Genomic DNA, 25827 nt, shown 5'->3' with positions numbered 1-25827 from the left:
AGGACATGGGCGCAATGAACAAGTCGGAGCTTCGCTGGGGCGTCGAGCGGCGTCTCGAGTTTATCGAGTTCCGGCTGTACTGGGAGGGGCATGTGAACCGCGGCGATCTGATGGAAGTTTTTGGCGTCTCGGTGAATCAGGCTTCGACCGATCTCAACCGTTATCTGGAGCTCGCGCCGGGCAACATGCTCTACGATAAGAGCGAACGCACTTATGTGCGCGGCGATCACTTCTCGCCGAAATTTCTACAACCGGATGCGGGTCGTTATCTTTCACAGCTTCATTTGCTTGATCAGGGGATCGTGGAGCGGTCCGATGCCTGGCTGGGCCATCTCCCGGAATTTGAAGCGTCGCCAACACCAGCCCGCGGGGTCGAGGCCCCGATCCTTCGTTCAATTCTCAAGGCCATCGAAAACAGCGAAGCGATCGAGGTGCGATATCGGTCCATGTCAAACCCGGATCCCGTCTGGCGCTGGATCGCGCCACATGCGCTCGGTTTTGACGGGTTCCGCTGGCATGCCCGGGCCTGGTGCCTGAAGGACGAGGTGTTCAAGGACTTTGTGCTTTCGCGCATGCTCAAGGAACGAAGGCGCAAACCTTCAGAAATAGATCCGCAGGCTGACCTCGACTGGCACAGGAAAGTCGAGTTGGAGGTCGTCCCGCATCCGGCCCTGTCCGAAGCCCAGCGGGCCGCAATCGCGCTCGACTATGGCATGACCAATGGCAGCGCCAGTCTCTTGGTCAGAGGCGCTATGCTTTACTACACACTCCGCCGCCTGGGACTGGACACTGATCCCGACGCCCGCAAACCCCAGGATCAGCACATAATTTTGCAAAACCGCAGTCGGGTCCTTGATTCGGCAAACACCAATCTGTCGTGAGTGAAATGCAATGAAAGCTTTTGAATTCGACCAGCATTTGATCACGGCCTATGAACGGTTCTCGCGTTCCTTCACCTCCATTCGGTCAAATGACCTGCGATCTGAAATTGATCGCCAGTATGACGAAGGGCGTTTTTGGCCTGAGGCATTGTTGTCACTGAATCCCCGCTATCGGTCGGACAAGAATATCGATGAACTTGTAGCGTCGGGCGATCTGGATAGCGCCACTGGCAAGGTTTTCCGCTTTGGTGACGTCCCGATGACGTTTTATCGGCACCAAGCCGAAGCCATCGCCAAGGCGAAAGCGGGTAAGAGTTTCGTCGTTACGACCGGCACGGGATCAGGAAAATCCATGTGCTTTTTTGTGCCGGTGGTGGACGCGATTATCCGGGCCTTACGCGCAGGAAAACCAAGAAAAACCAGGGCGATCATCGTTTATCCAATGAACGCGCTGGCTAATAGCCAGTTGAAGGAGATTGATAAATTCATCAGCCAGTCGGACCTTCCGGACAAGATGCGCCCAGTGATCAAGCGATATACCGGACAGGAAAGTCAGGAAGAGCGCCAGAAGATCGCAGCGAATCCACCGGATATACTTCTGACAAACTATATGATGGCTGAGCTCCTTCTGACGCGTCAGGATAAGCTGGACGCGCAGGTGGTCGAGAATGCGAGCAGCTTGGAATTCATTATTCTGGATGAGCTGCATACCTACCGGGGGCGACAAGGCGCAGACGTGGCCGTTCTTGTCCGGCGACTTCGGGACAGATGCGCGCCCGACGGGGCGCCTGTATGCATCGGTACTTCGGCCACGATGGCATCCGAGGGATCAGATGAAAGCAGAGCTGTTGCCGTGGCAAAAGTCGCCTCCCGTCTGTTCGGCGCGGATATCGGTCCCGATGCCGTCATTGATGAGTCTCTTCAGCGAGCTACGGATGACAATATCAGTTTGGCAGAAGCTATTTCTGCCTTGCCATCCGCTCTTGCCGACGGCGTTCCGAATGTTTTGGACGATCAGACACTCAGAACGCATCCATTAGCGGTCTGGACGGAGCTTGCTCTTGGCCTTGACGATGGGCTCGAGCTCAAACGGCAAAAGCCGGTTCCTTTCCAAAGTGCTGTCGATCGGCTCGTTGCAGACAGCGGTTCAAGCTCTGAAGTTTGCAAACGGGTTCTTCAGGATTTCCTGACCAAGGTCAGCCTCCCGGAGAGTGACAGAGGCGGAAGCGGAGAACGGGCATTTCTTGCGTTCAAACTTCACCGCTTCATCTCCGGCGCTGGTGAGGTCTTCACGACGCTGACAAAACATCCGCGAACCGTCCTGTTCGAAGGGCAGCTGGAGGATCCAAACGCGCCCGGAAACCGACTGTATCCAACACGCTTCTGCAGAAACTGCGGTCACGAATATCATGTCGTTACGAAGACTGACGATGACGGCCATACCAGATTTCTGCCGCGAGGAATCGACGATACACCACTTGAGTCCGAAGACGGTTCTGAGGTCGCTGGTTATCTCTGCCCCGTGCCAGAAGGCGACGCCGATTTTGTATTCAACGGAGACCTGAGCACGTTTCCCGAGAGCTGGCTTGAGGAACGCAATGGCATGGAGCGGTTGCGGTCCTATCGCAGAGCGCGTGCACCTGTTTCGTTTTTTGTTGAACCCGATGGACGTCACAGTTCAGGCGGCCGGGAGTTCTTCTTTGTGCCGGGCAAATTCGCGTTCTGCCTTTGCTGTCAGGATGAACCTAATCAGGGCATGCGGGAACGCAGCAAACTTGCTGGCTTATCGGGCGAAGGCCGGAGTTCGGCGACAACGCTATTGGTGTCGAGCACCCTTGAATGGATGAATTCGGCCGAGAGTGGCGTTCCGGATACGAAGCGAAAGCTTCTCGGATTTACGGATAACCGCCAGGACGCGGCGCTTCAGTCCGGTCATTTCAATGATTTTCTTTTCGTCAGTCTTTTGCGCGGCGCCATATTGCGGGCAATACTTGACGATGGCCATGACGGCCTGAGTGAGGATGAATTCGGCCTCAGAGTCGTCAAGGCGCTTGGCTTCGTCTCATCCAATGCTGGCGCGCGGGTTCATTGGATGCTGGATCCATCTGCGGGCGCCGTCATTCGTGAGGATGCGCAGCGCGCCCTCGCCAAAGTGCTTGCCCATCGAGTCTGGACAGATCTCCGTCGCGGGTGGCGTTACACGAATCCCAGCCTGTCAGTTCTCAATCTGATTGATGTGCGATTTGTTGGTCTTGAGGAAATTGCCAACGACCGCGAACGAATGATGGCTGTGCTGCCGGAGTTGGGAGAAGTCTCCGCCGACCAACGTCAACAACTCATCAAGGAACTGCTGAGCGCAATGCTCGCTGGTCTTGCGGTCAACACAGAGTCTCTCGACCTCGCGGTGCTCGACGGCGTGGCGCAGAAATCCAGATCGCTGCTCCGTTCGCCCTGGGCCATCGACAGTAAGGAAAAGCCTCGCGGGAGGTCTGCGCTGGTTCAGCGCGCACCCGGCAAGGGCGTGGTCAGCCTACGCGAAGAACAAACGCTACTCCGCGCGGGTCATAATTCTCGTATCGCCAGACTGATCAACAAGAATAGCGTCATCGGAACAAAACTGGGCAAAAATGACTACCTGGATTTTCTCGGGCGCCTTCTCGAACTTCTTTCCGATGAAGGTCTCGTTGTCCCCGTCGAGATCGACACAAATGTCATGGGCTGGCGGCTTACGCCGTCGGCTGTCAGGCTCGTGCCAGGGGCAGCGCTACGGGACGTGGCTGCGCGGGGAAATGAGTATTTCCATAACCTGTATCTCTCCATTGCGAATGATCTCGCCTTGGGGCGGAGCGCATATTGGGGGTTGGAAGGCCGGGAGCACACCGCACAGGTATCTCAAAAACAGCGCGAGTGGCGCGAATGGCGCTTCCGGTTCGAAAGCGACGACCAGAGCAATCTGCAGGGTTCTGAATACAGGACCGAGATAAAGGCGACAGGTGAGTCAGACCAGTTCCTTCCGGCGCTCTTTTGTTCACCGACAATGGAACTCGGTGTTGATATCTCAGCACTGAACGCCGTTTACCTACGCAACGTGCCGCCAACGCCGGCCAACTATGCGCAACGCGCTGGACGTGCCGGGCGCTCTGGTCAGGCTGCGGTGGTGGTCGCGTATTGTGCTTCAGGGTCGCCACACGATCAGTATTTCTTTGATCGCCGCAACGATATGGTTGCCGGTGTTGTGAGGCCGCCAGCTCTCGACATCACAAATGAAGAACTCGTTCGCTCCCATCTTCATGCTGTCTGGCTTGCAGAATCCAAGCTGGCCCTGTCTCCGGACATCCCAGAAATACTCGATTTGCAAGCGGAGAAATTCCCGCTCAAAGACGACATCCTGAGCGCCATTAGCAAACCATCGCTGGTTTCCTCCGCAATGGTCCCCATGAAGCGCGTATTTCATGCCATTCTGGCGGCTGATGGCGGAGCGCTCCCAACATGGATGGATGATGCCGATGACTTCGTCCTCAGCGTGGCCATGGAAGCGCCGAGGTCGTTTGACCAGGCGTTTGGTCGATGGCGGGACCTCTATAAGTCAGCGCGCAGCCAACTGTCAGAGGCCAATGCTCGATCAGAGATAACGGGACTCTCAGGAGCTGATCGACGGAAGATCAAGTCGGCGCAAATTCAGGCGAGTGATCAGATCGCCATCCTTGAGCAAGGCAAGGCATCGAATGGTTCGGATTTCTACTCATATCGGTATCTGGCAACTGAGGGCTTTTTGCCGGGATATAATTTTCCACGACTGCCACTTTACGCTTTTATTCCGGGTGAAGACAAAACCGGATCGTTTTTATCACGAGCTCGGTTCCTGGCGATTTCCGAGTTCGGCCCACGGAGTCTGATTTATCATGAGGGCCGCGCCTATCGTGTCATGAAAGCGAAGCTGCCCCCGGAAGCACGAAGTGGTGACGGTTCGGAGCTTGCAACTAAGGATATCTTTATCTGCCAGGATTGTGGCGCTTGCCATGAAAATGAGGTGGAACGTTGTCATGGCTGCAACGCGCACATGGCAGGTGAAGTGCCGATCAAGAAGACACTGCGGATCGACAATGTCGAGGCCATGCCCACCGAGCGCATTTCGGCAAATGATGAAGAGCGGGTGCGTCAGGGTTTTGACATTCAGACGGTCTTCTCCTGGCCTCGCAAGGAAGGACAGATTCAGGTCACCGATGCTGATTTCCGGTGTGGTGAGAAAAGTCTGTTGGCGCTGCAGTATGCCAACAGTGCCGAGATCAGTCGTTTGAACAAGGGTCTCAAGCGCCGACGGGATCAAACCGTCTTCGGCTTTTATATTGATCCAAGAACAGGGTATTGGGCCAAATCCGAGGATGAAGACGCAGAGACTGACGCGGCGCCGGACGTTGTGAGGCCCGTGCGGATTGTGCCGATCGTCAGGGACCACAAGAATGCGCTTTTGCTCCGGATCACAGATCCGCAAGCCTATACTCCTGAAACAATCACCACCCTGCAGCATGCCCTGCTCAGGGGCATTGAGGTCGTCTACCAGCTGGAGGAAGGTGAAGTATTGGGCGAGCCCTTGCCCGCACGGGACAATCGCCGGGCAATCCTTGCTTATGAAGCGACCGAAGGCGGCGCGGGCGTTCTGACGCGCCTTATCGATGACCCAAAGGCAATCGCGCTGGTGGCCAAGACGGCGCTTGAGCTGATGCACTTTCAAAATATCGACAAGGCGATTGGCGCAGGTGATGCCGCGTTGCTCGCTGACGCAGACCATGAGGCCTGCGTCAGAGGCTGCTATCGGTGCCTGCTCTCATATTTCAACCAGCCCGATCACGAGCAGATTGATCGGGCGAGCGATGAAGTGAAGCAGTTTCTGATTGACCTTGCCCGTGGCGAAACAATTGTTCTGCAAAGGATAAAGCCGGATGCGGGGGCGCATTTATGGCTCAATGCCTTTGCCGCAGCCAATCTGCCTGAACCAGATGCGTTGCATCTTGAACTCGGTGACTCGACGATCGAGTTTGGCTGGAAAACACATCGTGTCGCGGCAACTCTGCAAGCGGTGACAAATGAGCTGGCAGGCGAGGCCCTGGAAAAGGGTTGGGAGATCGTCTCTCTGCCCTCTAGTCCTGACGATGGCCTCCCATCTCAGCTGGTGACACTGTTGGGGGGCGACGCATGAGTTTCAACGTATCACCGGGAGATCTTGTCCGGGCAAGAGGACGGGAGTGGGTCGCACTCCCTGCACCTGATAGTGACGTTCTGGCACTACGTCCGCTTTCTGGGAACGAAAACGACATCGTTCTGCTCAACCCCGAACTCGAACTGACGACAGTGGAGCCTGCTCGTTTCGATCTGCCAACCGATGCGGTGCCAACTGTTCAATCGAAGGCGGCCCTGCTCAGCGACGCGCTGAGACTTACACTGCGTCGCGGCGCCGGCCCGTTCAGGTCGGCGGCTCATCTGGCCTTCGAGCCTCGTACTTATCAACTTGTGCCCTTGCTAATGGCTCTGAGGCTTCAGGTTCCGAGACTTCTCATTGCTGACGATGTGGGGATTGGGAAAACCATCGAAGCCGGACTAATCCTCCGAGAGTTCATGGACCGGGGCGAGGTAGACTCGTTTTCTGTACTCTGCCCGCCGCACCTCGTGGATCAATGGATCATTGAGCTCAAGGACCGGTTCGGGATTGATGCGGTTCCGGTGACCTCGGGAACAGCAGCCCGTCTTGAACGCAATCTGCCCCTGGCCCAGACGCTGTTTGACGCATTTCCCTTTACCGTTGTCAGTCTTGACTACATCAAAGCTGAGAAGCGCCGGGATGGGTTTGCAAGAGCTTGCCCCGATTTCGTTATTGTGGATGAGGCTCACGCCTGCGTCGGCACTCACAAGGGCAAACAGCAGCGCTTTGATCTCCTTCAGGGGCTTGCAAAAGACGTCAGTCGTCGCCTGATCATGCTGACTGCAACGCCGCATTCGGGCGATGAAGAGGCTTTCGCGCGGCTCCTATCACTCATCGATGGTGAATTCGCCAGCGCAGACTTTGACAATGTGCGCTATCGGGAGCGCCTCGCGCGGCATTTTGTTCAGCGCCGACGCGTGGACCTGATTGAAGGTGACTGGGATGAGACGCGGTCCTTTCCAAAACATGAGACCACGGAGTTTTCCTACCGGCTGACGGGACCGCACCTGGACTTTCAGGAGGCGGTTATCGACTACTGCCTTGGCGTGGTGTCACGCGCGGGAAGTCAGCGGCGCGATCAAAGGTTGGCGTTCTGGGGAACGCTCGCGCTTATGCGCTGCGTTGGGTCGTCACCGGCCGCGGCGCTCAGTGCCCTGAGGAACCGCGCCAGCAATGAGACTGAGCGCCTCGAACCCCAGATATACGATGAAGACGGCGATGACGAAGATGCAGTGGACCTCGAGCCGGGCACGGTCTTCACGTCGGACCCTGAACTGCTAGCGCTGCTTGATAAAGCATCAGGGCTCACAACCGAGACAGACCCGAAAATTGACGCGCTCGTCAGTGCCTTGAAACCTCTTATCAAAGACGGGGCAAACCCGGTCGTGTTTTGCCGCTATCTGGCAACTGCGGAATATGTGAAGGAACGGCTCCGCAAGGCGTTCAACAAGGTCACTGTGGAAGCGGTCACCGGTGAACTGACACCCGATGAGCGCCGTGATCGGGTTGCCGAAATGGCGTCCGAAGATTCACAAAAGCAAACCCAGCGCATTCTTGTGGCCACCGATTGCCTGTCTGAGGGCATCAACCTCCAGCAACTCTTCGACACCGTGGTTCACTACGATCTTTCGTGGAACCCGACACGCCACCAGCAGCGAGAGGGTCGCGTTGACCGCTTTGGGCAGCCTGCTGAACTGGTTCGGTCAATCATGATGTTCTCGCCTGACAGCGCAATCGACGGCGCGGTTTTGGACGTCATCTTGCGAAAGGCAGAAGAGATCAGGAAAGCAACCGGCGTCACTGTTCCGCTACCGGAAGAACGCGGAGCGGTCACAGACGCCCTAATGGCGTCGATGATGCTGCGTCGCGGCGGACAGCAACAGCTTGCTCTGGATTTGCGCCTCGATGACGGCACGCGCGCCATCGAGGCGCGGTGGCGCGATGCCAGTGAAAATGAAAAGAAATCACGCGCACGGTTTGCCCAGAACGCCATGAAGCCGAGTGAAGTCGCACCGGAATGGAATAAGGTGAAAGACCTGCTCGGCTCGCCGGATGATGCCAGGGTATTTGTTGATCTGACCATGAGGAAATTCGGCGTACCGCTCGAGAAGAAGGGCGCGGTCCATCTCGCCCATGTCCACGCATTGCAGCCGAGCCTGAAAGAGAAACTGGATCAGCGCGGACTCAAGGGATCAGTGAGGCTTGCCACTGCCGAACCGGCGCCTTCGGGAACCAGTCTTCTGACGCGGACCCATCCCTTGACATCTTCGCTGGCGGAAAGCCTGCTCGAAGCCTCTCTCGAACCTGAATCATTGCCCGATCTTGGGATCGGCCGCGTCGGCGCCTGGCCGACGCCAGCGGTGTCGGTCATAACGCGCATTGCTTTGCTGCGGATCCGGTACAAGCTGACTATTCATGCGCGGAAGGAAAGGCTTCTTCTTGCGGAGGAAGCTGCGCTTGTCGCGCTACAAGGCCAGACCCTCGTTGCGTCCGGCAACACGGTGCGCGATTGGCTCGGCACGCCGGCGACTGCTGACCTCGCAGACATTGCGCGTAAACGCCTGTCTGACGCTGCCAAGGCTGAGCTTCCTGCGATGCTTGAAGGTCCGCTTGCGGACTTTATCAGGCAACGAGCGGAGGAACTCGTGGAAGATCATGCCCGTCTGCGCGCCGCTGCAGGGTCAGCGTCCAGAGTTAGCGTCGAAGCCGTGCTGCCGCCGGATGTGATCGGGCTCTTTGTTCTCATCCCGGACGGGGTTTAATCATGGCCCGTCGTCCTGTCACCGACCTTTCCGCCTGGCCATCGATCAGCCTCGAAGGCAATCTGATTGCGCCCGCCATGCTGGCGCGGATCGATGAACGCGCCGCGCCTGAACAGAGCCCGGAAGACTATAGCGTCCGCAAGGGTCTGACGCTTCGCGAGGAAATCTCCACCGCCTTCCGGGTCGGCCAGTCGCATTTCGATGCCTTCAGCAAGCTGAGCAATCCGTCTGCCGACGCAACGCGCCGCTTCATGAAGGCCTTCCTGAAAGAGACGTTTGGGTTTGATGATATCGAGGATGGCGGAGGGCTGATCGCGCTCTCTGCTGGTGGTCATCGCATTCCTGTCATCGTCGTGCCGCCGGATGAAGACCGGCTCGACCGGCGCAGCGCGACGCTCTCGGTCGAGCGCTCCCGCTCGCCTGCCTTTGCGTTGCAGGACTATCTCAACGACGAGGATGACGCGCTCTGGGGCCTCGCGACCAATGGCACTGTCATCCGCCTGATGCGGGACAACGCCTCTCTGACGCGCCCCGCATTCATAGAAGCCGACCTTGCCCAGATATTCACCAACGAAGACGCTGCGTCGTTCGGTCTGCTCTGGCTGCTCATTCATCGCAGCCGCTTCGGAAATACAGGTGCCCCCGCGACAGACTGTGCGCTGGAGCGCTGGCGGGAAACGGGCACGAAGGAAGGCGAGGTTGCGCGTGACCGGCTCGCGGCGCAGGTCAAACTCGCCCTCAACATTCTGGGTTCGGGCTTCCTTGAGGCCAATCCGGCGCTTGCGGCCAAGCTTAAGTCAGGCGAGCAAAACCTCACCGAGTGGTTCAACGAGTTGCTGCGTCTCGTCTACCGGCTGATCTTCCTGATGGTGGCCGAAGACCGAAACCTTCTGCACCCGGAGGTTTCCCGCGCCGAGGCCCGCAAGCTCTACGCCGATGGCTACAGCCTCGCCCATCTTCGCGCCCAGTGTTTTCGCGGGGCGACCTGGGATCGCCACCATGACCGCTATGAAGGGGTCAAGATCGTCTTCCGCTCACTGGCGGGCGGACAGGAAGCCCTGGCGCTGCCCGCGCTTGGCGGGCTCTTTGCGCCAAACATGCTGCCAAGCCTTGAAACGGCGAAGCTGCGTAACCGCGCCTTCATGGAGGCGCTCTATCGCCTGTCATGGCTGCAGGGCAAAACCGGCATGGCGCCGGTCAACTGGCGCGCCATGGAGACCGAGGAACTGGGGTCGGTCTATGAATCGCTGCTCGAACTCCAGCCCCAGCTCGGCGATGACGGCAAGTCGCTCGTCTTTGCCTCCGATGCGGCCGAGCAGAAGGGCAATCAGCGCAAGACCACCGGCTCCTACTACACGCCCGACAGCCTCGTGCAGGCGCTGCTCGATACCGCCCTCGATCCCGTCCTCGACAAGACAGAAGCCGAAGCGGACGACCCGGAAGCCGCGCTCCTCAGTCTGTCCGTCATCGACCCTGCCTGCGGCTCGGGTCACTTCCTGCTCGCGGCGGCAAGACGGATTGCGACGCGCGTCGCCCGTATCCGTGCGGATGGCACACCGGCGCAGGAGGATTTCCGTCATGCCCTCCGCGATGTCGCGCGGTCCTGCATCCACGGGGTGGATCGCAACCCGATGGCGGTGGAGCTGACCAAGGTCGCGCTCTGGATCGAGACCGTCGATCCCGGCCTGCCGCTGGGCTTCTTCGATGCGCAGATCCGCTGCGGCGATGCGCTGCTCGGCGTGTTTGATCTGGCCGTTCTGGAAGAGGGTATTCCGGATGCGGCCTACAAGCCGCTGACCGGCGATGATAAGGACGTCGCCAAATACTACCGCGAGAAGAACAAGCGCGAGGTGGCGGAGCGGGACCGGATCGCAACCGGCTTCGGCTTCAATCGCCAGCAGGATTTCATGCGCGAGTTTGCGCGCCTGCGCGCCATGCCGGAAGACACGGTGCGGCAGATCGAGGCAAAGGCCGAAAAGCTGCGTGGACTGACGGCGGAAGGCGCGACAGCCTGGACGCTGGAGACCGCCTGCGATCTCTATGTCTCGGCCTTCCTCCTGCCCAAAACAAAAGAAGACCCCCATGCTGGACCGGACGGCCTGCCGCGCCGGGGCACTGAAACTGTGCCGACCTCCGGCGCGATCTGGGAATGGCTGCGCGGGGTGCAACTGTTCGGCCCGCTTTTCGGCAGCAGCATCGACGCCGCCCGCAAGGCCCGCGCCTTCCACTGGCCGCTTGAGTTTCCGGATGTCATGGCGGGCGGCGGTTTTGATGTCGTGCTGGGGAATCCACCGTGGGAGCGGATCAAGCTACAGGAGCAGGAGTTCTTTGCGACACTGTCGCCCGAGATTGCAAGCGCAGCGAACAAAGCCGCGCGGGAAAAGCTGATCAAGGCGTTGGAGAAGGCCGAGCCGGGCACCCCCGATCGCACGCTGTTCGATGCCTTCACCATGGCCAAGCGTGAGGCTGAGGCGAGCAGCGAGTTCGCTCGCGTGCCGGGTGAGGATGGAGGGCGTTTCGCCCTGACCGGACGGGGCGACGTGAATACCTACGCGCTATTCGCGGAACTGTTCGCCAACCTTTCGCGGAAGCGCGCCGGGGTGATTGTACCAACTGGAATCGCCACGGATGCGACGACCGCGCCATTCTTTGCACATCTGGTTGAGGCTCAGCGACTTGCGCGGTTGATAGATTTCGAGAACTCAGCGCCGATTTTTTCAGGCGTCCACAGAAGCTTCAAGTTCACGCTTCTGACCTTGGGGCGAAAGGAAAAAGAAGCGGTCTTCGCATTTTTCCTGACCGATCCAAGCCAAATAATTGATGAGGCGAGAAACTTCTCACTCTCTGCGGAAACCATCGGAAAATTGAATCCGAATACAAAAACTGCGCCGGTTGTGAGGTCCCGGGCGGACGCCGAATTGATATCAAAATTCTACTCCGCAACAGATGTGTTTTTGAATGAGTCAAGCGGCCCGGATGGAAACCCATGGGAAGCTGCATTCTATACTCGAATATGGCATATGGCCGAAGACTCTGAGTGGTTTCGAACCGCTCATGATTTAGCTAATCTTGGCCTTGTCAAAGATGGGGCTGACTGGATTGATCCAGCCGACATCGGAAACCGTTATGTGCCGCTCTACGAGGCCAAGATGATGCACATCTACGATCATCGATGGTCGAGTTATGGCATGACCGACGATGCAGCGACGGAGTTGACGAAGGAACAGAAGGCAGACCCTGAGACTGATCCAATTCCACGATATTGGGTTCCACACTCAGAAGTTGCTACACGCCTTGAACGTCAGGGCTGGCGACGTGAGTGGCTATATGGATGGCGAAAAATTACGAACACCACGAATGAGCGAACCCTTATCTCAGCCGTCTTTCCACGTTCCGCGGCTGGCGATTCCCTGCCGCTCGCATTGTCAGCCGAAAGAACCGAACTGGTTCCGGGGCTAATCGCGAACCTTTCTTCTTTGCCATTGGACTATGCAGAGCGAAGAAAGCTCGGCGGCACGAATCTGACTTTCCAATACTTATTTCAACTGCCTGTATTCCCTCCGAACTTCTACACCGACCCCCGCCTCGCCTTCATCACCCCGCGCGTGCTGGAACTCACCTACACCTCTCACAGCCTCGCCCCCTTCGCCCGCGATCTGGGCCATGACGGCCCGCCCTTTGGCTGGGATGAGGACCGCCGCGCGGCCTTACGCGCCGATCTCGACGCCTTCTACGCCCGCGCCTACGGCCTGACCCGCGACGAGCTGCGCTACATTCTCGATCCCGCAGACGTCATGGGCGAGGACTACCCGTCCGAAACCTTCCGTGTCCTGATGGAAAAGGAAATCCGCCTCCACGGCGAATACCGCACCCGCCGCCTCGTCCTCGAAGCCTGGGACCGGATGGAAGCGAACGGCACCTTCGCCGAACTCGGCCTTGCCGACGGGGTCGCAACGCCTGCCCAACAACCCATCCAACTCCCGCCACTCGTTACCTTGCCGGATGGCGCATGGGCGCGTGCCGCGCCGTCTCCCCAGCATGATCCGACAGCCGCACTGGCTGCAATCCTGAAGTCGCTTGACGAGCCGACGCCCATTAGGACGGTGAGATTGGTTGCAGTTATGATGCTGGAGCCTCATCTTCTCACCCCGCTGCTCGCCACCGATCAGCAAGCGCAATGGCGCCGCCTCGTTGGCCCGGAAGCCGAACCCCATTCCGGAAATGTCATTGGCTTTGCTGCGCGGACCACACCGGGTTGGAATACCGCGCTTACAAACCATCGCGGCAATGGAAGACTGATTGAGGATCGCGCGGCAGGGACCTGGGCGGCTGGAGCGGGGCTTGAAGGTTTCGATACAGCAGGTTGGCCAGACGGTCGCGCGGAATTTGTTCTCACAGCTCTCAGCGCACTCGATATCGACGTCACAGTAAGCTCAGCACCTGATGAAGTGCGGGACTGGATCGCCAATGCCGCAGCCGGATGACCTCTTCCCAGAGCCGCCATTGAGCGTTGAGGTTCCAGCTGGCCTCACGCAACCGAGGCTTTGGGTGCGGCGTCTGAAGATCTGGGCCGAACCTGGCGGCGAAGTCATCCGTGATATCGAGCTTCGGCCCGGATTAAATATCATCTGGTCTCCGGACGGAGGTGATGATCCCGTTGGGTCCCAAGCCGGTATTGGCCACGGCAGCGGCAAGACACTGCTCTGTCGGCTGCTCCGCTACTGCCTCGGGGAGACCCGATTTGCCGATGAGGTGCAACGCGACGCAATCTCCACGGCGTTCCTGAATGGCGTTGTCGGCGCTGAAGTCATGCTGGACGGTATCTGCTGGGCCGTCGCCCGACCTCTCGGCGTTAACAGAAAACACTTTGCGATCGAGGGGGGTGACCTGGATACCGTTGCCTCGATGGAAGGTACCGCATCTGGTATCGAACCTTTACTGGACGCCATTGAGAACAACATCCTTGGGAACCAAACGGCCCAGCTCGCGCGGCTACCATCAGGGCAAAAAGCTTGGCCAGTGGCTCTGGCCTGGGCCTCACGGGATCAGGAGTGCCGGTTCAACAATGTACTCGAATGGCGGTCGCCTTCGTCGGAGTCGGACGCGCCACAACCCGCAAGCGGCGAAGCCAAAGGCCCCCGACTGCTCGCGCTACGCGCATTTGTTAACGCGATTACTGAAGACGAGCAGGCCGCACGAAGCCGCGAACAACAGACTGCCAGTGAGCTTGAGAATTCGAAGCGGCAGAAGTCCTTCCTGGAATGGGATCAACAACGCCGGATTGAGCGACTCATTCGTGATCTGGGATTGGACGGAGAGTCCCTTCCAGAGATGCCGTTGCTCATAGACTCCTTAAAGTCGGTTGCAGAAGAACGCCTTGCAGCTGCTGCGAAGTTGCCCGCGGGTGATAAGGGTGAGTTGGCTGCGGCCCGCCGTGATCTTCAGAACGCAAGCACCCAGCTGCGAGAACTCGAACTGAAACTCGAACGTCTGAATGCACAAAAGCCAGTCGAAGAGAAACTCCTGGCACAAATCAACAGCGCGCTACCAGGCCTTTCAGCTGCCGCTCAAACCGCCGCGACCCCTGTCTGCCCAATCTGTGAGGTGCCTATCGATAAGGTTCTCGCTGACGGCTGTAAACTGTCTCACAAACTGCATGACGAAGCTGAATGTCGAGCGCGCTGGGAAGCGCAACGTCGAGAGGCAAGTGATCAGCAAGCCAAGATCGATGGCCTGAGATCAGAGATCGAGGCTAGCAAGCCTCAAATCGCTATAGCGCAGCAGGCGAGGCAACAGGCGGAAGATAGGGTTCGTCGGCTCGAGCAGGCGGCTGATGCCCGAAACTCAACTTGGCGCTCTGCGACAAGATACGTCGATGACGTCCAGCGTTCCGCTGACCTGGTCGACGAACTGGAGAAAGCAAAAGTCGGTATCAGCGCTCTTGATGGCGACCTGCAGCGCGCGCGCGAACAGCTTCGGGGCTTCGAAGGTAAGCAGGCCAAAGCAATTCATGCGATATCTGAGAAATTCTCTGCGATAATCCGATTGCTACTCGGGGAAGAGGCGAAAGGCACCGTTCGTCTCACTGGCAAGGGTATCGACTTAACGGTTGACGTCGGAGGAGACCGCCGGACGGCTGCTATTCAATCGCTCAAGGTTCTTGCGTTCGACCTCGCTTGTCTCTGTCTAAGTATTGAGGGCCGAACGCGGATCCCCGCATTCTTCATCCATGACAGCCCACGCGAAGCAGATCTCGGTCAGACCATCTACGAAAGATATTTCCAGATACTGCTCGATATCGAAGAGCGACTTGCCGGTGCAGTATTTCAATATGTGATCACGACCACAACGAAGCCCCCAGTATCGCTCAATCAACTGCCGTGGCGTCGCGAGGTATTGCGAGGCGAGCCGGGCGATCAACGCTTGCTCCGGCGCAATTTGTAAAAAACGGAACTCAACCCATGCAAACTGGAATATTGTCAGTACAGAGATTGTTTGATCGCGAGGTACACTACGCCGTCCCGCTCTATCAGCGCCCTTATGTCTGGAACGAAGAAGAACAGTGGCGGCCACTATGGGATGATTTGTGCCCTCTCGCCGATATGGTCGCGCAAGGAAAAGAGGGGCGCGCTCACTTCCTGGGCGCGTCGGTACAGGAAGTGATCCCGGTTCCGGCTGGCACCACTGAAGTCCGCCGCGTTATTGACGGCCAACAGCGGATGACAACGCTTCAGATACTTCTAAAAGCATTTCGCGACGTTGCCGTTGCCTTGGGCCATCCAAACTATGGCGATGCCGTATTACCTCTCGTTAGAAACCGGGACCCACTGATCGTTGACAACGCCAAGAAGCAAAAACTTTGGCCAACTCGCGCCGATCAGTCAGACTATCAGCAAGTGATGGACGCGCATTCTCCTTCAGGGTTGTTGCTAGCACTTGGGAAGCCGGAACAGTCCTATCCTCTGGAAAATCACGCGATCGCTAACGCTTACCTGTTCTTTTACCGTGAGATCGTTTCCTGGGTCGAAGCCTCCGAGGGGAACATCGAGGAACGTCTGAAGGGACTATATGGCGCGATCCGCGACCGTCTGAGGCTCGTCGTGATAGATTTGGACGATAAGGACGACGCCCAGGCGATCTTCGAAACGCTGAATGCGCGAGGAGCTCCCTTATTGTCAGCGGACCTTGTGAAGAACTCTCTGCTGAGCGACTTGTCGCCTTCCGAGGCGGAGGACGCCTATCGGATGTACTGGCAGAGCTTTGATGCGAACGGTGCTTTCTGGCGCAAACTCATCGGCCGTGGCCACGCACAGAGAGCACGAATAGAGACCTTTCTGCAAAACGCATTGACGCTGATGACGGGCGAAGCGGTAAGTGCTGGTCACTTGTACAACGCATATCGTGATTTCGCTGCCACTGAAGAAGCAGGAAGCGCCAAGGATATGTTGGCCAGGTTCAAACGTCTGGGCGACATCTTTTACAAACTTCAACAACCTCAATATGATCGCCGTCTATCGGACTTCTTCTACCGCCTTGGCGTCCTAGACGTCGTGACTGCTTGGCCGTTTATTTTGGCTCTGTACGAGAAGTACGAGGACAGGCCAGCCACCGTCAAAAATGTACTCATCGATCTGGAGAGCTATCTGGTCCGTCGAATGGTATGTCGTTTGAGCACCAGAGGCTACGGCAGCGCATTTTCAAAACTGGCGGGCATCGTCAAAAGTGCAGATGCCGATATTCAAGCAGCTATTCGTGCGGAGTTGCTTGATGGTACAGCTGAAGTTGATCGCTTCCCGACAGACGAAGAGTTCGAACGAGCGTGGACTTCCAACCCTCTTTATCAAAACTTGACGCGCCCAAGGATCAGAATGCTTCTTGAGGCGATGGAGGAGGCCGCCCGTACTGGATTTGCGGAAACAGATAGGGCTCCGAGGAATCTGACGGTCGAGCACGTCATGCCGCAAGGCTGGCGCGAAAACTGGGCAGTGTTATCAAACGTTCGCGCAGACGAACGCGATGTGAGAATTCACACGATTGGAAATCTGACGTTGTTGAATGGTAAGTTCAACACATACCAGTCTAATCGACCATGGGACTGCGTAGGCGAAGACCTGTCAGCTCCGCAAAGTGTTGGAAAAAGAGAGAACCTAAAAAAGCACACAACCCTCGCGCTCAACCGGGAGCTTTGTGAAGAAGAAACGTGGACAGAGACCCAGATATCCGATCGGGCCAAAACCCTTTTTGATTATGCGAAAAGTATCTGGGCAAGACCGTCGGCATAATGAGTATCGTCGCGCCCCAATCCTTCGTCGTTTCAACCGAGTGCAGCAAGGCTGCCGAACAGAACGGTTTTCGTCGTCGACTTGGCGAAACAGACGGGTGGGCGGCGTTCCAGTCGACAACGGCGCAAGGGACAATCTGGCTCGCCGCCGAAGGGGCACCGGGGCCATGGTACTTGGCGCTGGATCATTCCGGTGTGATCGCTGAAGCAGGTCTTGCAACGGCGGCTGTGAATGGCCCGGGCAAAGCGCGTTTCAGGTTCGAGTCGCTCCGGGAACTCTATGCCGTGCTACCTCGTATCTATGCGCTCGCCGCAAGCCTTCCGGATGCGCCGCTTCGGGTTTTCGAGAAGGAGATTGAAGGCCTTCCCAGATCGACGGAAGCCGAGCGACTCGTCGTTCAGCGGATCGGACAGGGTGTGTTCCGCGAGAGCTTGCTGGAATACTGGGATGGGAAATGCCCTCTCACTGGGATCGATGATGCTGCCTTGCTGCGCGCCTCTCACATCATTCCCTGGAAAGACTGTGCGTCAGATGCTGAGCGCCTCGATGTGCACAACGGTCTTCTGCTTTCGGCGCTTTGGGACGCAGCCTTCGACAGAGGTCTGGTGACCTTCGATGACGGTGGAGAGCCTCAATACTCTTCGATCCTTGGATGGTCTGCGCGGGAAAATCTCAATTGGACAACGCCGATTGCGTTGACCCAAAGCCACACTGTCCGGCTGGCATGGCATAGGAGCAATGTCTTCGTTACCGGCTGAATGATGCTGGGTAGATTGGCGGGCCTCACCGCCCAATCCCCCTCGCACGGCCCACGCTCCAGTCGAGGCCGCCTGCGCGGGCTTTCACGCTGATTTCCGCGCCGCGATAGCGCTCCAGTTCAGGTCGCCAGGGGACGAGGGTAAATTCCTTCGCGCGCACCACCAGAGCGAACCGGCCCTGGGCAAGGTCCACGGGACGCTCATAGACACCGCTGATAGCCATGCCGTCTTCGAGTTTCAGGAATGCGCCTTTGCCTTCAATTCCATTAGCGGCGGATTTCAGTTCTTCGGCGGCGAGACGGTCCCTCATGCCGGGCTTCAATTGACCATCCTCTCCGAGCCAGCCTTCACGCTCCAGAAAGGCGCGCCTCGCGCTGAGCGCTGATGCGGTTTCCTGGCCAAACCCTTTGCCCGTCAGACTTCCGTGATCCACGCCGTCCAGCCAGACAGGTGCGTGCCGCTCGATCTGCGCTTCAACAGACAGCCAGGATTTCACCTCCAGCCGCACGCCGCCGGTGCGTGCGGTTTCGAAGCTTGCGGCCTTGGCCAGATAATCGGCACCAATCGCAAAACGACCGTCTGGATCACGGGTCACGAGGCCTGCCCGCCGCATAGCTTCGAGGCGGCGGATATGGGCAAGGCGATAGTCTGGCCGTGATGCGGGATCGAAAGCCTCGTGCGACGCTTCAGAATACATCCCTCCATTCAACGCGGCGATGCGGGCAATGGTCCTGTCGGAGGCGCGCGCGGCCCCGGCTGCGGGCGAAATCTCCACCACAGCATCTTTCGGCGGCACGGCGCCCGGCAGGGTCTCACCGAGGCTGACATGCCAGCGCTCGCCATCGAGGGCTTCGAGGATGAGATAGCGGCGATTGCGAGGTTCGTCCTCGGGGCCGTCGGTGACGACCCGTCCGACAACCGCGCGGGTATGTTCATGGCCCGGATCATAGACCCTGCCAGAGAGGCCGTCGCCTGTATTGAAGGCGGCGGCGATTTCACGGATGCGGTCACCGTCGCGGCCAATGGCCTGAAGCCGGTCCTTCCAGCCCTCTTCAAGCGCGAAGGCTCCATCGCCGCGCGCGGACGCAAGTCCCAGCCCTCGCAAATGCTTCAGCCTTCGCTGGATCAGCGCACGCTCAAACCGGCTCAGTTTCTTAAAGGCCTCAGGCCGTGTCATGTCGCCGTTTCGCGCAAGCCGTTCGATCTTCCTATCGAGCCGTGTCAGCCGGCCCGCTGTGACGTCGCGTTCCTGAGCGCGGGCAATCTCGAGATCGCGGCGGGGGCCGAGTTCATCTGACACGATCGCGCTGGCGCGCTCGCGAAGGCCCTCGGTCAGATAATCGCGGGCGATGACCAGATCGCGTCCCATCTGATCCTTGCCGCGCACGACGATATGGGTGTGGGGATGGCCGGTATTGTGGTGATCGACGGCGACCCAGTCGAGCCTTGTGCCGAGATCCTTTTCGGCCTGCGCCATCAGGGCGCGCACGGTCTCTTTCATGTCGCCGAGTTCTGAGGCGTCCTCGGGCGACACGATGAAGCGAAACTGATGGCGGTCAGCGGCGCTGCGCTCTTCGAACAGGGACCCGTCCATTCTGTTTGCGTCCCGGCCATAGAGTTCACCGCCTTCGCCGTCCCGGTCGACACCGTCGCGCTGGATGTATCGAAGATGGGCTCTGAAGGCGGCCTGGCCGAGGCCTTGCCCAGCGCGTGCTATGTGGAGTTTCACCACGACGCGCCGCATGCGAAATTTCGGGTGCGGCGTCTGGCGAAACTGGCTTGCCCGTCCCGCGCCGCTGCCACGGGCCATCTGAGCCCCGCTGAAAGCGGACTTGCCGGGCCTTGAAGACAGTCGCCGCGCGGCGCGTTTGAGCTCGGCCCTGAACCGCCTGCCGCCTGTGGCTCCAGCATCGCGCAGGCGCCCAAGGCGCGGGGTGAATTCATCCTCCCCGCTCATGGCGAAAACGCCTCTGGCGCCCTCTCAACCCCTTGTGATATATAGGTTTTTCTAAAAAGAGGGCGCCACAAGGTTTTGCAAGAGGCGCCAAAAAAATGATGTGCAGACAAGGGGTTAAGGGGCCGAGGGCGCCAACCCTTTAATCTTGCCCTCCGGGTCCGCACATCCATTCCTTGCCAATCCTTGCAAGCGCTTGCGAGATCGCCGGTCATCGCTGTTTCCACAGCAGGGTCGCCACACCCTCGAGATCGCTGTCCTGCATGATCCCGAAATAGCGCCCATCGAGGGATCGGGGATGCTCATTAAGGAGAAAAACCTCGCCGTCCTGGAGCACATGACAGCCCTGCCAGCGCGGTAAACTGAGGCCGCCGGGCGCGTGCAAAATCACTTCGGCAACTTGCGTCTGATTGATCAGGATGGTCTCGTTTTCGCGGCAGATTTCATCGCCGGGAAGCGCTGCAATCCGCTTCACCAATGGCCAGTCCGTGCCTGTAAATCCGTTTTCAGAAGTCCATCTTGCGGCCTCTGAGCTGGCAGAGACGACGGCCCACCCGTTCAGGGTGAGCGGGCCGTCGCTCCGCCAGTAGAGGCCAATAGGCGCGCTTTCCGTGCGGTTCCAGATGAGCCGGTTCTGATCGACCAGAACGCTTGCTGCACCCATCATCGCGATGGCGAGGCCCGTGAGGATAAGAGCCGATCTTCGCCTCACGGCCGCACCCGTGTCGCGCTATCCTTGAACTTTCTGCGCTCGGACCATTCGATGAGATCATCGATGTGATAGAAGACGAGTCCACCATGTTTGCGGTAGCTCGGCCCGCCTCCGATCCAGCGATAATGCTCAAGAGTTGAACGGGTCAGCCCGAGATAATCTGCGGCTTCCTGAGCGCGTAAGAACGGGCTCTTGCGCCCGCCATTTTCATGTGTGTCTGTCATTGTGATCTGTCCTTTCCGGTCGCTTCGGGACCGGGGAAAGATCAGCACAGCTTGCAAGATTTCAGGGGGATCGTTCAGCCGGTGGCGGCCAGCGATCCCCCTTCAGACCGGGCTGGAGTCATCAGATCGAGATAGCCGCCCTGCATCAGGGAGAGGCCTTTCTTGCGGAGCCTGCGCATGCGGTTTCGCACGCTCTCATCAGGCGATTTATAACGCTCGCTCCCATCCTCTTCGCCGTAAATCACCATCGCCGCGTCACGATGGGAGCCGCCTTCAAGGTGAACATCGAGGGCGATCAAGGCATCACGCAAGCCAAGGGCGGTGCTGGTCCATTGCGGGCCTGCAGGCGGCTCGGGAAGGAAGCCTTCATAGACCATTTTCAGCCTGCGAAGCGTCTCCACCTTCGCGTCAACGGGCCCGAAAAATCGCAGCATGAAACGCAAATCAACATCGCCCAGAAGCAAGCTGTCGCCCTCGCAGCGCAGCTGGATTGTGCGCTTGCAATAGACGATCCGAAGGTGCTGCGTGCCGTCATGATCGATGAAGAGCGACCGGCGACAGGTCAGCCGCGAAAGGTTGAACAGGCCCTCAAGGCAGCGATCCCGAAGGCTCGGTTCAACCGCGCGGACATCCACAGTGGTCACCCGATGATTGGCCTCTTCGGTCCAGAAGATCGGGGCATCGAGACAGCTGCGTCGGGGGCTGACGAAGAAGGAAAGACCAAAACGCGCCGCATCCGGTTCGGGCCTCGAGAGCTCAAGGATTTCCATGCCGCAGGGTCGGCTCGTTCGCGTCAAAGCGCCGTCGCAATGATCGGCATGCGCGTTTGCATAATCGGGCCAGCGGCGGGCGAATTCCCAGGCCCAGCTGCCCAGCGTCACGTTCTTGAGATAGGCGTAGTCGTCTGCATTCAAACGCTGAAAATCCTTGGGCCTTCTTCAATCTTCAAGAGCAAAATGCGTGCCAACACGCGGGCTAGGCGAGGAGCTGTTGGCATGAAAGCAAACACAAAAACCGCCCCGAAGGTGATCTCCGGAGCGGCTCATTGGCGATGGATCGGACCCCTAATCCCGCGGGTTCCAGAGGATCACGTGACGGCCCTTTTTGCCTTTCACGGGGGCGAGGTTCGCGTAAATCTTGCGCGGGCCGATCTGCGGGTCTGCGAGCGTGATCGAGACATATTCGCGGCCTGAAGCCTTGGCTTTGCGAAGCCACCCGCCGCCGATTTCGGTCGAGGTTTCGCCGGCGAAGATGCGGTAGTCGGGCTGTCCGTCGGCGGCTTTCTCCGCATTCTTCTCGATGCGGATGGCAGCCGAGAGGTTCATCATTGCAAGAGCGCCTTCGAAGCCGGTCTTGGTCTCAGAGACATATCCGAGTGCGTTGGCCATGGTGTGGTTCCTTTCGTTTCCATGTGTCTGAGAGGACCCCTTGTCCCCGTCGACGCCGGACCGAAAGGACGGCGCAGGGCGGGCCTGAACCGCTCGCGGGCGAAACGTAGTGGAGCACCGGACAGGCAAGAAAACTTGGTCCGCGAGGAGCCGCGCAGCGGCGGGGAAGTTTTCTTGAATGGCCGGTTTCAAGGCCCGACAGGCGTCGTCCAGGTCACACGGCATGAGACGGGAACAAGGGGTTCGGAGTGCATCAGGTGGAAACGGATGAAGCGGCGCTGGCCGACGTTCTGGATAGCTCGACGTAACACAAAAGGCGATGTAGCTTGATTGGGACCTAAAGTAATTCAATGGAATGCACATGCCAGATATTGAGCCTTCTCGAAAGCTCTCAGCAGATCAGGAAGAATACCGGATTTGCTCAAAGCCTTATGTCTTCTTTCGCTTGATCTTCGATAAGCACGGAGCAAGGCTTATGACCGCGACGGCGTCTGAAAACTGCGGCGGTTACAGGGCGTTCGAGGACCAAAAAACACTGACCGCCGCGACAGCTAGAGTTCTAGAAGATGCGGGGCTCCATCCCACACTTAAAGAGGATCACGCCCAACGATCCTACATCGAAACACCCATTCCACTTGATCGCGTTGACCGCGAAGAACTGGTTCATCTGGCATCAACCGTTCTGCTCACCCTGGGCATAACCGATGTTCAAGTCTTGGCTCTGGCGGAAATGCTTGCGCTATACGACGAATTTTCGGTTAGTGAGAATGATGAGGCGGTATATTTAAGTGACGGAATGTGGATTACCACAGATGGAAAAATAGTCGAGAAATAAGTAGGCTAGTTTATGGCAGTGTGCCGGTGGATTTAGGGGGAAATGATGTGGTTGGATAAGTTCATCAAGCGCAAGGTTCGTGACTACCACAAGGGAAAAGAATTGTTTGAGCAAGGGGTTCATGCTGCAAACAACGGCGATTTCAAAACAGCATTTACGTTCTACACCCAATCCATCGCGGAGCGTGGCGATCCTTCACCTTATCTGAATCGCGCCCGCATATTGTTCAAAAGGATCCGCTACTGGGAGGGACTCCAAGACCTTCTGGTGGCGAGAGACTTGGACTTGGAAAAAGACCGCCTATTCATTCGGGACGAGATCGATCAAGAGATTGTCTTCGCTGAAGCTATGACTGGGAACTATCGAAATGGCATCCGAGAAAAGCTCATAGCTGACTTCGACCGGAGAAGCGATGAGCATGATATCGCTATGCGAATTGTGGAGGTTTCATTTGGTCTTCCAGAAGGCAGTTGGGGCTTTGCGCTTGGTGCCAATCCGCTGTTTGAGTTCCATTTTTTCAATGAACTTGATAATATTAGGCTCTTCGATGAACTCGAAAACTACCCGACTGCAAGAGAGTATTTGCAACTCTATCCGGCTGATTTCATTCAGCAGAAGATCAGTGTGCCGATAGATGACGATGCTTACAAAAAGGCTGAGTTAATGCTGCACGGCTTCCTCTGTTCGTACGACCAAAAGCGAATGTGTCAGCTTCGCGAATACATCCTCTATCGTATGCACGACGCATTGCTCACTGCCGACTATGGCTCCACGGGATTGAGTTCAGAATGCCGTGGAGTGACGAAAGACGCCTACGAATACCTAATCAAAAACAAAACAATTCAACGCGGCGACTACGTTGGATGATTTGGCTTTCTCTTCATTAAGTGACTTTGGGATTGGCGCGCGTTCAGTAGCACGTCCAACTGTCAGCCGATTGCTGTCTCAGGACAAAATTGAAGAGCCGCCTGACGAGGAGACTGAAAGGTCAGGCGGCGTGTGGCTGATCGAAGGCTTGCGTCCCGGCTCCATCAATGTGTTCTCCGCGCTCGAACAGGCCCGCAATCCGTGCCCATGCGTCTGCGGGCGGTGAGCCTGCCCCCTCGACAAGGCGGGCTGGCGGCACCTGCATCCATGCGGGCCGCCAGTCGCGATTGGGCTCGCATCCATGGCCCATGATCCGGTTGCCGATGATGGCTTTCTGGACCTTGGCGGTGTCGCTGGCGCAGCTTTCCGCCAGCGATCTCGAGCCGATGTCAGCGACCATGGCATTGATTGCGCGCTTGTCGCGCAACAGGTCGAAGAAGGCCGCGTCCGGCTTCCAATGTTCGGATAAGTCCGTCTCGCAGACATGCAGTACGGCCTCGACAACCGGCCCGCCTGCTTCCAGCGTCTGCGCCATCGTAAAGGCCAGCACCTCCATGACTTCCTCGTCTGACATGGCCAGCAAGGCGGCGAAGATTTCGCTAAGGCGGTAGGCGTCTGTGTTGCGCCGCGCCTCGCCGCGCACGCCAAACGCCTCGAACAGGGCCGCGATGCGAGCACGCTTTTCTTCCATCTCTGCGGCGGCTTTCGAGCCTTGAAGGCTCGCGCGTGTCTCCTCCTTGCGGCTTGTGCATTCATGGGTGCGGACTTGCCAGAGCGCGCTGCCGGTCATGGCGTGGGCAACCATCAGGCGCAGCGCGATGGCAGGCTGGCCCGCAAGGCTTGCCGACGCTGCGCCATGACGATGCAGGAGAATGTATTCCGCCAGCGGGCCGGACATTTCCGGTTTGACGGGCGCGGCAGGCGCATCGTCATCGCCCTTCTTCGCCGTCTCCATCCGTCGCGCCTCGGCCTGTGAGACATAGCCCTCATGGAAGGTCACGGTGCCGTCATGGCGTAGCTCGACGTAGACCTTGCCACCTTGCTTCTTCGTACGCGTCTGGTGGTCCCAGCGATGGAAGAACGCCCCGCGCTCAAGGCAAATGACATCCTTCCAGCCGTCTGCAATGTAAGTCTCGATGCGCTGCGCCACGGCGGCTGACTGCGCCTTCCAGAAGGCGTCGGGATCGGCAAACACGCCATGCTCGCCGAACAGGTCGGCGGTGATCTGGCCGTCATAGTCGGCGATGTCGAACAGCGCCTTGTCGGTGGTGATGACCGCCCCGCCGGTGATCCAAGCCTTGCAGTTGCGGCCTCGCGGTGCGCGTTCGTCCTCGCTCTCGTAGAGCCGCAGCCATTCGGCCTGCTGGTCTGGCGTGGCGAGCGTCAGGGCGCGGATCGTCTCGCGGTCGATCTCGTCCTCGGCGTAGAGTTTTCGGATCGGGTCTGCGAGCGAGGCGAGCGCCAGAACGCGGCGCACCAGAAGGTCTGTGACGCCAAAAAAGGCGGCAATTTCGTCCACGCCTCGCCCTTCATCGTGCAGGCGCTTGAAGGCGGTGTATTGCTCCATTTCGGAGGCTGGCAGGCGTCCGACATTCTCGATGACAGAGGCGGCGATGGCGCTCGCGGCGTCGTTCTCGGCCATGATCGCGCAAGGCACAAGCGGGGTATCGCCCGTCTCTTTCTCGATCTCTTTGAGAGCGAAATAGCGCCGCCGTCCGGCGACGACGCCATAATGATCGCCCTCTTTGCGGACCAAGAGCGTCTGCCGGATTCCGCTCTCGCGGATGGACGGCAGGATGTCGGACACGTCCGGCTTCTTGCGGCTGTGGCGCATGTTGAGTTTTGAAATCCGAAGCTCGGACAGGGGGATGGTTTTGAGAATGGGCTGGGCCATGATCTGGCTCCTTGTTGATTGATTGGCTTGTGGATTGGGGGCGCGCCATCAGGCGCGCGCCCCGCTGGTCTCC

15 protein-coding genes are annotated in these 25827 nt (G+C 58.3%); 9 read left to right on the top strand and 6 right to left on the bottom strand.

The annotated features are described in order from the left end of the window. Nucleotides 1-14 precede the first annotated feature (14 nt). Genes VR74_RS05135 through VR74_RS05105 form a run of 7 tightly spaced genes read left to right on the top strand, consistent with a single transcriptional unit; the run spans nt 15 to nt 17880 of the window. Nucleotides 15-881, top strand: a complete 867-nt coding sequence (locus tag VR74_RS05135) for a WYL domain-containing protein (RefSeq protein WP_045694969.1) — start codon at nt 15-17, stop codon at nt 879-881. Nucleotides 882-891: 10 nt separating this feature from the next. Continuing rightward, on the top strand, nt 892-6078 hold the full coding sequence (locus VR74_RS05130) for a DEAD/DEAH box helicase (RefSeq protein ID WP_045694957.1): 5187 nt from the start codon (nt 892-894) through the stop codon (nt 6076-6078). Further along, on the top strand, nt 6075-8840 hold the full coding sequence (locus VR74_RS05125) for a DEAD/DEAH box helicase (RefSeq protein WP_045694956.1): 2766 nt from the start codon (nt 6075-6077) through the stop codon (nt 8838-8840). Before VR74_RS05130 ends, VR74_RS05125 begins: the two co-directional genes overlap by 4 nt. Nucleotides 8841-8842: 2 nt before the next feature. Beyond that, nucleotides 8843-13324: an N-6 DNA methylase gene (locus VR74_RS05120; protein WP_045694954.1), complete on the top strand. Its 4482-nt coding sequence runs from the start codon at nt 8843-8845 to the stop codon at nt 13322-13324. Nucleotides 13325-13343: 19 nt separating this feature from the next. Beyond that, nucleotides 13344-15284: a chromosome segregation protein SMC gene (locus tag VR74_RS05115; RefSeq protein ID WP_244617825.1), complete on the top strand. Its 1941-nt coding sequence runs from the start codon at nt 13344-13346 to the stop codon at nt 15282-15284. 17 nt (nt 15285-15301) lie between these two features. Further along, on the top strand, nt 15302-17122 hold the full coding sequence (locus VR74_RS05110) for a DUF262 domain-containing protein (protein ID WP_045694953.1): 1821 nt from the start codon (nt 15302-15304) through the stop codon (nt 17120-17122). Next, nucleotides 17122-17880 (top strand): HNH endonuclease, encoded by a 759-nt coding sequence (locus VR74_RS05105; protein WP_045694951.1) that lies wholly within the window; start codon nt 17122-17124, stop codon nt 17878-17880. The genes VR74_RS05110 and VR74_RS05105 overlap by 1 nt, the downstream gene beginning before the upstream one ends. 25 nt (nt 17881-17905) lie before the next feature. On the opposite strand, the gene VR74_RS05100 is transcribed toward VR74_RS05105, so the two are convergent. From VR74_RS05100 to VR74_RS05080, 5 genes are all read right to left on the bottom strand, one after another. After that, complete coding sequence (locus tag VR74_RS05100; protein WP_045694950.1) at nt 17906-19837, bottom strand: DUF3363 domain-containing protein; 1932 nt, start codon at nt 19835-19837, stop codon at nt 17906-17908. Nucleotides 19838-20045: 208 nt separating this feature from the next. Then, complete coding sequence (locus tag VR74_RS05095; RefSeq protein WP_280521616.1) at nt 20046-20546, bottom strand: S26 family signal peptidase; 501 nt, start codon at nt 20544-20546, stop codon at nt 20046-20048. Further along, on the bottom strand, nt 20543-20770 hold the full coding sequence (locus VR74_RS05090; RefSeq protein ID WP_045694949.1) for a helix-turn-helix domain-containing protein: 228 nt from the start codon (nt 20768-20770) through the stop codon (nt 20543-20545). Before VR74_RS05090 ends, VR74_RS05095 begins: the two co-directional genes overlap by 4 nt. A gap of 74 nt (nt 20771-20844) precedes the next feature. After that, a complete protein-coding gene (locus VR74_RS05085; RefSeq protein WP_045694947.1) occupies nt 20845-21684 on the bottom strand; it encodes a DUF2285 domain-containing protein in 840 nt (279 codons plus the stop codon). A 150-nt stretch (nt 21685-21834) separates the two neighbouring features. Beyond that, on the bottom strand, nt 21835-22158 hold the full coding sequence (locus VR74_RS05080; protein ID WP_045694945.1) for a DUF736 domain-containing protein: 324 nt from the start codon (nt 22156-22158) through the stop codon (nt 21835-21837). A 361-nt stretch (nt 22159-22519) separates the two neighbouring features. Between VR74_RS05080 and VR74_RS05075 the strand changes: the two genes are divergently transcribed. Then, nucleotides 22520-22993 (top strand): hypothetical protein, encoded by a 474-nt coding sequence (locus VR74_RS05075; protein WP_299949638.1) that lies wholly within the window; start codon nt 22520-22522, stop codon nt 22991-22993. A 51-nt stretch (nt 22994-23044) separates the two neighbouring features. Next, a complete protein-coding gene (locus tag VR74_RS05070) occupies nt 23045-23860 on the top strand; it encodes a hypothetical protein (protein ID WP_160589040.1) in 816 nt (271 codons plus the stop codon). Between the two features lie 121 nt (nt 23861-23981). Here the strand turns inward: VR74_RS05070 and VR74_RS05065 are convergent, their stop codons facing one another. After that, the gene (locus tag VR74_RS05065) at nt 23982-25754 is read right to left on the bottom strand and encodes a ParB/RepB/Spo0J family partition protein (protein ID WP_045694940.1); all 1773 of its coding nucleotides are present in this window, start codon (nt 25752-25754) and stop codon (nt 23982-23984) included. Nucleotides 25755-25827: the final 73 nt, after the last annotated feature.

This window comes from Hyphomonas sp. BRH_c22 (assembly GCF_000961795.1).
Lineage (GTDB): Bacteria > Pseudomonadota > Alphaproteobacteria > Caulobacterales > Hyphomonadaceae > Hyphomonas.
This window is presented reverse-complemented; position numbering and strand designations above follow the sequence as displayed.